Origin of the sequence: Mycobacterium sp. IS-3022 (genome assembly GCF_001500065.1) — a bacterium.
Classification (GTDB): domain Bacteria; phylum Actinomycetota; class Actinomycetes; order Mycobacteriales; family Mycobacteriaceae; genus Mycobacterium.
Genome location: NZ_LQIN01000016.1, coordinates 34,948 through 47,157, shown reverse-complemented (window position 1 = coordinate 47,157; position 12,210 = coordinate 34,948). Strand labels below are relative to the sequence as shown.

At 67.5% G+C, this 12,210-nt stretch carries 11 protein-coding genes; 10 read left to right on the top strand and 1 reads right to left on the bottom strand.

Annotated elements, in window-relative coordinates; translation table 11 throughout:
• Positions 1–25: 25 nt before the first annotated feature.
• From uvrC to whiA, 4 genes are read left to right on the top strand one after another with little or no spacing between them, the layout of a single operon-like run.
• The gene (gene uvrC, locus AU188_RS12755; RefSeq protein ID WP_059164080.1) at positions 26–2,008 is read left to right on the top strand and encodes an excinuclease ABC subunit UvrC; all 1,983 of its coding nucleotides are present in this window, start codon (positions 26–28) and stop codon (positions 2,006–2,008) included.
• 11 nt (positions 2,009–2,019) lie between these two features.
• Positions 2,020–2,919: an RNase adapter RapZ gene (gene rapZ / locus AU188_RS12750; RefSeq protein ID WP_172799489.1), complete on the top strand. Its 900-nt coding sequence runs from the start codon at positions 2,020–2,022 to the stop codon at positions 2,917–2,919.
• A complete protein-coding gene (yvcK, locus tag AU188_RS12745; protein ID WP_059164079.1) occupies positions 2,916–3,929 on the top strand; it encodes a uridine diphosphate-N-acetylglucosamine-binding protein YvcK in 1,014 nt (337 codons plus the stop codon). Before rapZ ends, yvcK begins: the two co-directional genes overlap by 4 nt.
• Positions 3,926–4,903 (top strand): DNA-binding protein WhiA, encoded by a 978-nt coding sequence (gene whiA, locus AU188_RS12740; RefSeq protein ID WP_156426666.1) that lies wholly within the window; start codon positions 3,926–3,928, stop codon positions 4,901–4,903. Before yvcK ends, whiA begins: the two co-directional genes overlap by 4 nt.
• Here whiA and AU188_RS12735 read toward each other — a convergent pair.
• Positions 4,900–5,298, bottom strand: a complete 399-nt coding sequence (locus tag AU188_RS12735; protein ID WP_156426664.1) for a hypothetical protein — start codon at positions 5,296–5,298, stop codon at positions 4,900–4,902. The two genes, whiA and AU188_RS12735, sit on opposite strands and share 4 nt — an antisense overlap.
• Before the next feature lie 49 nt (positions 5,299–5,347).
• Between AU188_RS12735 and AU188_RS12730 the strand changes: the two genes are divergently transcribed.
• From AU188_RS12730 to ppc, 6 genes are all read left to right on the top strand, one after another.
• Positions 5,348–5,995, top strand: a complete 648-nt coding sequence (locus AU188_RS12730; RefSeq protein WP_059164076.1) for an ABC transporter substrate-binding protein — start codon at positions 5,348–5,350, stop codon at positions 5,993–5,995.
• Between the two features lie 79 nt (positions 5,996–6,074).
• Positions 6,075–7,097 (top strand): type I glyceraldehyde-3-phosphate dehydrogenase, encoded by a 1,023-nt coding sequence (gap, locus tag AU188_RS12725; RefSeq protein ID WP_059099981.1) that lies wholly within the window; start codon positions 6,075–6,077, stop codon positions 7,095–7,097.
• 4 nt (positions 7,098–7,101) lie between these two features.
• Positions 7,102–8,316, top strand: a complete 1,215-nt coding sequence (locus tag AU188_RS12720; protein ID WP_059164075.1) for a phosphoglycerate kinase — start codon at positions 7,102–7,104, stop codon at positions 8,314–8,316.
• Positions 8,313–9,098 carry a triose-phosphate isomerase gene (tpiA, locus tag AU188_RS12715; RefSeq protein WP_059164074.1) on the top strand — a complete coding sequence of 262 codons (786 nt, stop codon included), beginning with the start codon at positions 8,313–8,315 and terminating at the stop codon, positions 9,096–9,098. The genes AU188_RS12720 and tpiA overlap by 4 nt, the downstream gene beginning before the upstream one ends.
• Before the next feature lie 31 nt (positions 9,099–9,129).
• Positions 9,130–9,363, top strand: coding sequence for a preprotein translocase subunit SecG (gene secG / locus AU188_RS12710; protein WP_059164073.1), 234 nt, complete (start codon positions 9,130–9,132; stop codon positions 9,361–9,363).
• A gap of 52 nt (positions 9,364–9,415) precedes the next feature.
• Entirely contained in the window at positions 9,416–12,205 is a 2,790-nt protein-coding gene (ppc, locus tag AU188_RS12705; RefSeq protein WP_059164072.1) for a phosphoenolpyruvate carboxylase, read from the top strand.
• The last annotated feature ends 5 nt before the right edge of the window (positions 12,206–12,210 follow it).

The following is a 12,210-nucleotide window of genomic DNA, read 5'->3' as shown; positions in this document are numbered from 1 at the left end:
GTGACGCGGCAGTAACCTGGATTCCGTGCCCGATCCAGCGACGTACCGACCCGCCCCCGGGTCGATCCCCGTCGAGCCGGGCGTCTACCGGTTCCGTGACCCGCACGGGCGGGTCATCTACGTCGGCAAGGCGAAGAGTCTGCGCAGCCGATTGAACTCCTACTTCGCCGATCTGGTGAACCTGGCCCCGCGCACGCGGCAGATGGTGATGTCGGCGGGCAGCGTCGACTGGACGGTGGTCAACACCGAAGTCGAGGCGCTGCAACTCGAATACAACTGGATCAAGGAGTTCGATCCGCGATTCAACATCCGGTACCGGGACGACAAGTCCTATCCAGTGCTCGCGGTCACGCTCAACGAGGAGTACCCGCGGCTCATGGTGTACCGCGGGGCGAGGCGCAAGGGCGTCCGCTACTTCGGTCCGTACTCGCACGCCTGGGCGATCCGCGAAACCCTCGACCTGCTCACCCGCGTGTTTCCTGCTCGTACCTGCTCGGCGGGAGTGTTCAAGCGGCACAGGCAAATCGATCGGCCGTGCCTGCTGGGCTACATCGACAAGTGCTCGGCGCCCTGCATCGGCCGGGTCGGTGCCGACGAACATCGACAGATCGTCCTCGATTTCTGCGACTTCCTGGCGGGCAAGACCGACCGGCTGGTCCGCGACATGGAACAGCAGATGACCGAGGCCGCCGACGAATTGGATTTCGAGAGAGCCGCGCGCCTGCGCGACAACATCGGTGCGCTCAAGCGGGCGCTGGAGAAGCAGGCGGTGGTATTCGGCGACGGCACCGACGCCGATGTGGTGGCATTCGCCGACGACGATCTGGAAGCCGCCGTGCAGGTCTTCCACGTCCGCGGTGGCCGGGTCCGCGGCCAGCGCGGCTGGATCGTCGAGAAATCCGGTGAGCCGGGCGAAACGAGCCAGGAACACTTGGTGGAACAGTTCTTGACCCAGTTCTACGGCGAGCAGGCCGAATTGGACGGCGCCGCCGATGAGTCGACGAATCCCGTGCCGCGCCAAGTGCTGGTCCCGTGCCTGCCGGGCAACGCCGACGAGCTGGCGGCCTGGCTCACCCAGTTGCGGGGGTCCCGGGTGATGCTGCGCGTGCCGCAGCGCGGCGACAAGCGCGCGCTCGCCGAGACGGTCCGCCGCAACGCCATGGACGCGCTCACGCAGCACAAGCTCAAGCGGGCCGGTGACTTCACCGCGAGAACCGCTGCGCTGCAGAGTATCCAGGACGCGCTCGGGCTCGCAGACGCGCCGCTGCGCATCGAATGCGTCGACATCAGCCACGTACAGGGCACCGATGTGGTGGCCTCGCTGGTGGTGTTCGAGGACGGCCTGCCACGCAAGTCCGATTACCGGCACTACGCGATCCGGGAAGCCGCGGGCGAGGGCCGTTCCGACGATGTAGCGTCGATCGCCGAGGTGACGAGGCGGCGGTTCTACCGTCACCTGCACGATACCCAGCACCCGACCGAGCTTGCGCCGGAAGGAAAATCGCGCAAGTTCGCCTACCCACCCAACCTCTTCGTCGTCGACGGCGGTGCACCCCAGGTCAACGCCGCGCAGTCGGTGCTCGACGAACTCGGCATCACCGATGTCGCGGTGATCGGACTGGCCAAGCGGCTGGAGGAGGTCTGGGTTCCGTCCGAACCCGACCCGCTGATCATGCCCCGCAACAGTGAGGGGCTCTACCTCCTACAGCGCGTGCGGGACGAGGCGCACCGGTTCGCGATCGCCTATCACCGCAGCAAGCGGTCCAAGCGGATGACCGCCTCGGCGCTGGACGCCGTGCGGGGTCTCGGCGAGCATCGCCGCAAGGCACTGGTCACCCATTTCGGCTCGGTGGCCCGGCTCAAGGAGGCGTCCATCGAGGAAATCACCGCGGTACCGGGTATCGGCGTCGCCACCGCCAGGGCCGTACTGGACGCACTCGGCGTACCGCCCGAAAGCGACGCGGCCGAGGCGGCGATCGGTCATGATCGGAGCAGGGTATCGGGATGACGGACCAAGGGATGCACGAGGACCTCCGCGACGAGGCGAACGCCGACTCGGATATCGACGTGGTCCTCGTCACCGGATTGTCCGGCGCGGGAAGGGGCACCGCGGCCAAGGTGCTCGAGGATCTCGGTTGGTACGTCGCGGACAACCTTCCGCCGGAGCTGATCGCGCAGATGGTCGAGTTGGGGCTCGCGGCGGGTTCGCGCATCACCCAACTCGCCGTGGTGATGGACGTGCGGTCGCGGGGTTTCACCGGCGATCTGGACTGGGTGCGCAACCAGCTGGCCGCCCGGAACATCACCCCTCGGGTGGTGTTCCTGGAGGCCTCCGACGACATCCTGGTGCGCCGCTACGAGCAGAACCGCCGCAGCCATCCGCTGCAGGGCAATCAAACTCTGGCAGAAGGCATTGCGGCTGAGCGGGCGCTGCTGGCCCCGGTGCGCGCGTCCGCCGATCTGGTGATCGACACCTCGACGCTGTCGGTGCCCGCGTTGCGCGAGAGCATCGAACGCGCCTTCGGCGGTGAGACGGTCGCGCACACGAACGTCACGGTGGAATCTTTCGGCTACAAGTACGGGCTGCCGATGGACGCCGACACCGTGATGGACGTCCGGTTCCTGCCGAACCCGCACTGGGTCGACGACCTGCGTCCGCATACCGGGCAGCATGCCGCGGTCCGCGACTACGTTCTCGGGCAGCCGGGTGCGGGGGAGTTTCTGGACACCTATCATCGGCTGCTCGACGTAGTCATCGACGGATACCGTCGCGAGGGGAAGCGATATATGACCGTCGCCATCGGATGCACCGGCGGCAAACATCGGAGCGTGGCGATCGCCGAGGCGCTGGCGGCGCGGCTGCAGGCGGGTGAGGACCTGACGGTGCGGGTACTGCACCGGGATCTGGGCCGCGAATGAGCGCGCGCATCGTTGCACTCGGCGGAGGACACGGGCTGTATGCCACGCTGTCGGCCGCTCGCAGGCTCACCCCGCACGTCACCGCGGTCGTCACCGTCGCCGATGACGGCGGCTCGTCGGGACGGCTGCGCAACGAGCTCGACGTGGTGCCGCCCGGCGACCTGCGAATGGCGTTGGCGGCGTTGGCTTCCGACAGTCCGCACGGCCGGCTGTGGGCCACGATCATCCAGCATCGCTTCGGCGGCAGTGGTGCGCTCGCCGGCCATCCGATCGGCAACCTCCTGCTGGCCGGGCTCAGCGAAGTGCTCGCCGATCCGGTCGCCGCGCTCGACGAGCTGGGGCGCATCCTGGGGGTCAAAGGCCGGGTGTTACCGATGTGCCCCGTTGGACTCGGGATCGAGGCCGACGTCGCCGGGCTCGAGGCGGATCCGCGGATGAGCCGGGTGATCAGCGGCCAGGTGGCAATCGCCACGACCGTCGGAAAGGTGCGTCGGGTGCGGCTGCTGCCGGGCGACCCGCCGGCCACCCGCCAGGCAATCGACGCGATCATGGCCGCCGACCTGGTGGTGCTCGGTCCGGGTTCGTGGTTCACCAGCGTCATCCCGCATGTGCTGGTCCCCGACATGCTGGCGGCGCTGCAGGCGACGACCGCGCGCCGGGCACTGGTGCTCAACCTGGTGGCCGAGCCGGGGGAGACGGCCGGCTTCTCCGTCGAGCGGCACATCCACGTGCTGTCGCAGCACGCGCCGACCTTCACCGTGCACGACATCATCGTCGACGCTAGCCGGGTGCCCAGTGAACGCGAACGCGAGCAATTGCGGCGCACCGCGACCATTCTCGATGCCCGAGTTGAGTTCGCTGACGTCTCCAGACCTGGTACACCTTTACATGACCCGGCGAGGTTGGCCGCGGCTCTGGACGGGGTTCGCCTGCGCGGCGCAGCACCGCCGGCGCCGACCGTGCCGACGCCGACGATGAACGGACCGAGAGGTGACGACCCGTGGCGATGACAGCCGAGGTCAAAGACGAGCTGAGCCGGCTGGTCGTCAATGCGGTCACCGCTCGCCGCGCCGAGGTGGCTTCCCTGCTGCGCTTCGCCGGCGGGCTGCACATCGTCTCGGGGCGCGTGATCGTCGAGGCGGAGGTCGACCTGGGCATCATCGCCAGGCGGCTGCGCAAGGACATCTACGACCTGTACGGCTACAACGCGACGGTGCACGTGCTGTCGGCCAGCGGCATCCGCAAGAGCACCCGGTATGTGGTTCGGGTGGCGAACGACGGTGAGGCGCTGGCCCGCCAAACCGGGCTGCTCGACCTGCGCGGCCGACCCGTGCGGGGGTTACCCGCCCAGGTTGTCGGCGGCAGCGTGGCCGACGCCGAAGCCGCGTGGCGGGGAGCGTTTTTGGCGCACGGGTCGCTCACCGAGCCGGGCCGGTCATCGGCGCTGGAGGTCAGTTGCCCGGGCCCGGAGGCGGCGCTGGCGCTCGTCGGTGCGGCCCGCCGGTTGGGGGTCAGCGCGAAGGCCCGCGAGGTGCGCGGCACCGACCGCGTCGTGGTGCGCGACGGCGAGGCGATCGGCGCGTTGTTGACCCGGATGGGCGCGCAGGACACCAGGCTGACGTGGGAAGAGCGCCGGATGCGCCGCGAGGTGCGCGCGACTGCGAACCGGTTGGCCAACTTCGACGACGCGAACCTGCGCCGGTCGGCCCGGGCGGCCGTCGCGGCCGCGGCCCGGGTGGAGCGGGCGCTGGAGATCCTCGGCGACACCGTGCCCGACCATCTGGCCGCCGCGGGCAAACTGCGCGTCGAGCACCGACAGGCGTCGCTGGAGGAGCTGGGCCGGCTGGCCGATCCACAGATGACGAAAGACGCTGTGGCGGGTCGTATCCGGCGATTGCTGTCGATGGCCGATCGCAAGGCCAAACAGGACGGCATCCCGGACACCGAGTCGGCCGTCACGCCGGACCTGCTCGAAGACGCTTAGGTTTCCGCCGAGCGCATCGTTTTCAGCATCGCCTGATCCTGCTGCGACAACTCCTGCAAAAGGTTCGCGAGTTCGCTCTCGGCACGGACGAATGTCTCGAATGCGCGAAGTGCCGCCGTGTCCGACATCGCGGCTTCGTCGTGTGCCGCGATGGGCAGGCTCCGGTGGTCGGCCATCTCGGCGGCAATACCGGACAACCGGTCGGCGACATCGCGGTGCGCGGTCACCAACGCCGCATACGCGTCGAGTTCCCTTCTCGCGTCCGCGTCGGCGGGATCGAGCGCCCTCATGTGCGCCTCGAGAACGCGTGCCTGCGCGTGCAGCGCTTCGCTGAGCTTGCCGGGGACGACGGCCCGCGCCGCCAACCCTTGGCCACAGGTTGATGGTTCCTCCATACCCGGAAGTTTCCACCCGATGCGTAGCCACCTCAAATACGGTGGATCGATGGAGACGCTGAGGGTCGCGACGGCCATCCCATATCCGCCGTTCATCGGCGACGAGGGCGGCCTCGACGTCGACCTGATGCACGCGCTGGGCGAACACCTCGGCGCCACAGTCGAATTCGTTGATCTAAAGTCGGCCTGCGACTGTGTCACCGGGAGCACCGTCACCTCGGAGGCCGACATGCTTCCGCCGTATGTGATCACCGGTCAGGCGGTGGCGGTCGATACTCGGCGGTGGCCCCGCGTGCGATCCGTCGACGACCTCGAAGGCCTGACCGTCGGCGTGCAGCGCGGTGACGCCGGCCAGTCGATCGCCGACCGACTGGTCGCCGACGGCAAGGCCGGTGCCGTCCGCCTCTACGACTCCATCGCTTCGGCGCTGACCGACCTCGGCATCGGCGCGTGCGACGCGGTCATCGCGCTGGCGCCCGTCCTCACCGAACTAATCAGGCCGATACCCGATGTGGAAGTGGTTCAGCGCGGCTTCTCCACAGAGGAGATCGCGATCGTGGTCGCCCCGGGCGACCAGGCGTTACTCGGGCGGCTGACCGTGGCGCAGGCCGAGTTGGAAGCCGACGGCACGTTGCAACGAATTCGCCGCAAATGGCTCGGCAACCCGTACACGGACCAGAGCTTGGCCGTGCACTGACCAGGTCGCACGTGGTCGCTATCACACCACTAGGCTGGCCTCTGAGCACCACACGTTGAGGCGACTGAGGGAGAGACCAGTGACGATCCGGGTAGGCGTTAACGGCTTCGGCCGCATCGGGCGCAACTTCTACCGGGCGCTCGAGGCGCAGAAAGCCGAAGGCAAGAGCACCGACATCGAGGTCGTCGCCGTCAACGACCTCACCGACAACGCCTCGCTGGCGCACCTTCTGCGCTTCGACTCGATCCTCGGCCGGTTCCCGAAGGAGATCAGCCTCGAGGGCGAGGACACCATCGTCGTCGGCGATAACAAGATCAAGGCGCTGTCGGTCAAGGAGGGCCCGGCGGCGCTGCCGTGGGGTGACCTCGGGGTCGATGTGGTCGTCGAATCCACCGGCATCTTCACCAAGCGGGACAAGGCGCAGGGCCACCTGGATGCGGGCGCCAAGAAGGTCATCATCTCCGCGCCGGCCAGCGACGAGGACATCACGATCGTGCTGGGTGTCAACGACGACAAGTACGACGGCAGCCAGAAGATCATCTCCAACGCGTCGTGCACCACGAACTGCCTCGGCCCGCTGGCGAAGGTCCTCAACGACGAGTTCGGCATCGTCAAGGGCCTGATGACCACGATCCACGCCTACACCCAGGACCAGAACCTGCAGGACGGCCCCCACAAGGACCTGCGCCGGGCGCGCGCGGCCGCGATCAACATCGTGCCCACCTCGACCGGCGCCGCGAAGGCCATCGGACTGGTGCTGCCCGAACTGAAGGGCAAGCTCGACGGCTACGCGCTGCGGGTCCCGATCCCCACCGGGTCGGTGACCGACCTGACCGCCGAGCTGTCCAAGACGGCCAGCGTCGACGAGATCAACGCCGCGTTCAAGGCAGCTGCCGAAGGTCCGCTCAAGGGCATCCTCAAGTACTACGACGCGCCGATCGTGTCCAGCGACATCGTGACCGACCCGCACAGCTCGCTGTTTGACGCCGGTCTGACCAAGGTCATCGACAACCAGGCCAAGGTCGTGTCGTGGTACGACAACGAGTGGGGTTACTCGAACCGCCTCGTCGACCTCGTCGCGCTGGTCGGCAAGTCGCTGTAACGCCGTGGCGATCAGGACGCTTGAAGACCTTCTCGCAGAAGGTGTTTCGGGGCGGGGCGTGCTGGTCCGGTCGGACCTCAACGTCCCGCTCGACGATGACGGCGATATCACCGACCCCGGACGGATCACCGCCTCGGTGCCGACGTTGAAGGCACTCTCCGATGCGGGGGCCAAGGTCGTCGTCACCGCGCACCTCGGCCGTCCCAAAGGGGGTCCGGATCCGAAGTACTCGCTGGCTCCGGTCGCGAAGGCATTGAGCGAGCAGCTCGGTCGGCACGTGCAGCTGGCCGGTGACGTCGTCGGAACCGACGCACTGGCCCGCGCCGAAGGACTGACCGACGGCGACATCCTGCTGCTGGAGAACATCCGCTTCGACGCCCGCGAGACCAGCAAGGACGACGCCGAGCGGCTGGCGCTGGCCAAGGCATTGGTCGAACTCGTCGGCGATGACGGCGCTTTCGTCTCCGATGGTTTCGGCGTGGTGCACCGCAAACAGGCGTCGGTGTACGACGTCGCGACGTTGCTGCCGCACTATGCGGGCACGCTGGTGGCCGCCGAGGTGAAGGTGCTCGAGCAGTTGACCAGCTCGACGGACCGGCCGTACGCCGTGGTGCTGGGTGGATCCAAGGTGTCCGACAAACTCGCGGTCATCGAATCGCTCGCCGAGAAGGCCGACAGCCTGCTCATCGGCGGCGGCATGTGCTTTACCTTCCTTGCGTCGCAAGGTGTTTCGGTCGGCACCTCGCTGCTGGAAGAGGGCATGATCGAGACCTGTCGCAAGTTGTTGGACACCTACGCCGACGTGATCCATGTGCCCGTCGACATCGTGGTGGCCGACAAGTTCGCCGCCGACGCGACCGCCGAGATCGTCGCCGCCGACCGGATTCCGGAGGACAAGATGGGCCTCGACATCGGTCCCGGCTCGATCGAGCGGTTCACCACGCTGCTGTCCAACGCCAAGACCGTCTTCTGGAACGGTCCGATGGGGGTTTTCGAGTTCCCGGCGTTCGCGGCGGGCACCAAGGGCGTCGCCGAGGCGATCATCTCCGCGACCGCCAAGGGCGCGTTCAGCGTCGTCGGCGGCGGCGATTCGGCGGCCGCGGTGCGGCAGCTCCGCCTCGCCGAGGACGGTTTCTCCCACATTTCCACCGGCGGCGGGGCGTCGCTGGAATACCTTGAGGGCAAGAAACTGCCCGGGCTGGAGGTTCTCGAGTCGTGAGCCGCAAACCGCTGATCGCCGGCAACTGGAAGATGAACCTCAACCACTTCGAGGCGATCGCGCTGGTGCAGAAGATCGCGTTCGCGTTGCCGGCGAAGTACTTCGACAAAGTCGACGTCACGGTGATTCCGCCGTTCACCGATCTGCGCAGTGTGCAAACCCTCGTCGACGGCGACAAGCTGCTGCTGACCTACGGCGCCCAGGATCTGTCCGAGCACGACTCCGGCGCCTACACCGGCGACATCAGCGGTGCGTTCCTGGCCAAGCTCGGCTGCACCTACGTGGTCGTCGGCCACTCTGAGCGGCGCACCTATCACCACGAGGACGACGCGATCGTGGCAGCCAAGGCGGCGGCCGCCTTCCGCCACGGGCTGGTGCCGATCATCTGCATCGGTGAGCAGCTCGAGGTCCGCGAGGCCGGCAACCACGTCGAACACAACGTCGAATCGCTGCGCGGCTCGCTGGCCGGTTTGTCGGCCGAGCAGGTCGGTCAGGCGGTGATCGCCTATGAGCCGGTGTGGGCGATCGGAACCGGCCGGGTCGCCAGCGCCGCCGACGCGCAGGAGGTGTGCAAGGCGATCCGCGACGAGCTGGGCAAGCTGGCCACGCCGCAGCTGGCGGCCGGTGTTCGCGTGCTGTACGGCGGCTCGGTGAACGCGAAGAACGTCGGCGAGATCGTCGCGCAGGAGGACGTCGACGGGGCGCTCGTCGGCGGGGCGTCGCTGGACGGTGAGCAGTTCGCCACGTTGTCGGCCATCGCGGCCGGCGGGCCCCTGCCGTAGGCACACCGGCCGATTAGGTAGTCTTGCGGCCATGGAATTGGCCCTGCAGATCACCCTGGTGGTGACCAGCGTCCTGGTCGTGCTCCTGGTGCTGCTTCACCGTGCCAAGGGCGGCGGCCTGTCCACGCTGTTCGGCGGTGGCGTCCAGTCCAGCCTGTCGGGGTCGACGGTGGTGGAGAAGAACCTGGACCGGTTGACGTTGTTCGTCACCGGCATCTGGCTGGTCTCGATCATCGGCGTCGCGCTGCTGATCAAATACAGCTGACGTAACTCTCCCTCACCCTGCGGCTCGTTGCTGCGGCACCGATACTTGAGTTATGGCTGAGGTCGCCGGACTGGAACCGATAGGCGCGGTCAGGCGCACCCGGGTGGGTCGCGACGCCACCGAGCCGATGCGCGAGGACATCCGGCTGCTCGGGGCGATACTCGGCGACACCGTGCGCGAGCAGAACGGCGAGGAAGTGTTCGACCTCGTCGAGCGCGCCCGCGTCGAGTCGTTTCGGGTGCGCCGCTCGGAGATCGACCGCGGGGCGCTGGCGCGCATGTTCGACGGCATCGAGATCCGCCAGGCGATCCCCATCATCCGCGCGTTCACCCACTTCGCACTGCTGGCCAACGTCGCCGAGGACATTCACCGGGAACGTCGCCGCGCCGTGCACGTGGCGGCTGGTGAGCCCCCGCAGGACAGCAGCCTGGCCGCCACTTACGCCAAGCTCGACTCGGTCGATTTGAAGCCGGGCGCCGTCGCCGAGGCGCTTGCGGGGGCGTTGGTGTCGCCGGTGATCACCGCGCATCCGACCGAGACCAGGCGTCGCACGATCTTCGACACCCAACACCGCATCACCGAATTGATGCGGCTGCGGCTGCACGGCCACGTTCGCACCGACGACGGTCGCGACATCGAACAGGAACTGCGTCGCCACATCCTGACGCTCTGGCAGACGGCGCTGGTTCGGTTGTCCCGGTTGAAGATTCAAGACGAGATCGAGACGGGTCTGCGATATTACCCGGCCGCATTCTTCGAAGTCATCCCACAGGTGAATGCCGACGTGCGCGCGGAACTACAGGCTCGCTGGCCCGACGCCGGGTTACTCGACGAGCCGATCGTGCGGCCGGGGTCGTGGATCGGCGGCGATCGCGACGGTAATCCGAACGTCACCGCCGAGGTGGTGCGCCTTGCCACCTCCGACGCCGCGTACACGGCGCTCGACCACTATTTCACCGAGATCACCGCGCTGGAAGAGGAGCTGTCGATGTCGGCGCGGCTGGTCCGGATCAGCGACGACCTCGCCGCACTGGCCGACCGGTGCCACGAGCCTGCGCGGGCCGACGAACCCTACCGGCGGGCGCTGCGCGTGATCCACGCCCGCCTCACGTCGACGGCGCAGGAGATCCTGGATCAGCAGCCGGAACACGAACTCGACCTGGGTCTCGAGCGCTATCAGACGTCCGCCGAACTGCTGGCTGACCTGAACGTGGTCGACGAGTCGCTGCGCGCCAACGGCAGCGCGGTGCTGGCCGACGACCGACTGGCACGGCTGCGAGAAGCCGTGCACACGTTCGGTTTCCACCTGTGCGGTCTGGACATGCGGCAGAACTCCGAAGTGCACGAGGAAGTCATCGCGGAGCTTCTCGCCTGGGCTGGTGTGCACCCGGACTACCGATCGCTGGCCGAGGGGGAGCGGGTCCAACTGCTGGCCGGGGAGCTGGCGACTCGGCGGCCGCTGGTCAAGGAGGGTGCGGCCCTATCCGAACTGGCCGGCAAGGAACTCGACATCGTGGTCGCGGCCGCACGGGCAGTGCGGGTGTTCGGACCGCAAGCCGTGCCGAACTACATCATCTCGATGTGCGAGTCCGTTTCGGACATGCTGGAGGCCGCCATTCTCCTCAAGGAGGCCGGCCTGCTCGACGTGTCGGCTGAAAAGCCGTACGCCCCGGTGGGCATTGTGCCGTTGCTCGAGACGATCGACGATCTGCAACGTGGATCGTCGATTCTCGAAGCGGCGCTGGACCTTCCGGTGTACCGATCGATCGTGTCCGCGCGTGACGACAGCCAGGAAGTCATGCTCGGTTACTCGGACTCCAACAAGGACGGCGGCTATCTGGCGGCGAACTGGGCGCTGTACCGCGCCGAACTCGACCTGGTGGAGTCGGCACGCAAGACCGGAATCCGGTTGCGCCTCTTCCACGGTCGCGGTGGCACGGTCGGCCGCGGCGGAGGCCCGAGCTACGACGCCATCTTGGCGCAGCCGCCGGGAGCGGTGAACGGATCGCTGCGGATCACCGAACAGGGTGAGGTGATCGCCGCCAAGTACGCCGAGCCGCAGATCGCGCACCGCAACCTCGAGACACTGGTGGCCGCGACCCTGGAGGCCACGCTGCTCGACGTGGAAGGCCTCGGCGACGCCGCCGGCCCCGCCTATGAGGTCCTCGACGACCTGGCCGCACGCGCCCAACGGGCATACGCTGAATTAGTCCACGATACACCGGGTTTCGTCGACTACTTCAAGGCATCGACACCGGTCAGCGAGATCGGCGCGCTCAACATCGGCAGCAGGCCCTCGTCGCGTAAGCCCACGACCTCGATCGCCGATCTGCGGGCGATTCCATGGGTGTTGGCATGGAGCCAATCGCGGGTCATGCTGCCCGGCTGGTACGGCACCGGTTCGGCGTTCGAGCAGTGGATCGCAGAGGGTGACGGTCGGCTCGAGGTTCTGCAGGACCTGTACCGGCGGTGGCCGTTCTTCCGCACTGTGCTGTCGAACATGGCACAGGTGTTGGCGAAGTCCGACCTCGGATTGGCGGCCCGCTATTCCGAACTCGTCGAGGACGAGGAGCTGCGGCGCCGGGTCTTCGACAAGATCGTCGCCGAGCACGGCCGCACGATCCGGATGCACAAGCTCATCACCGGACAGGACGACCTGCTGGCGGACAACCCCGCGCTGGCGCGTTCGGTGTTCAACCGCTTCCCGTACCTGGAACCGCTGAACCACCTTCAGGTCGAGCTGTTGCGCCGCTACCGTTCCGGGGACGACGACGAACTCGTCCAGCGAGGAATCCTGCTCACGATGAGCGGGTTGGCGACCGCATTGCGCAACAGCGGATAGCCGCT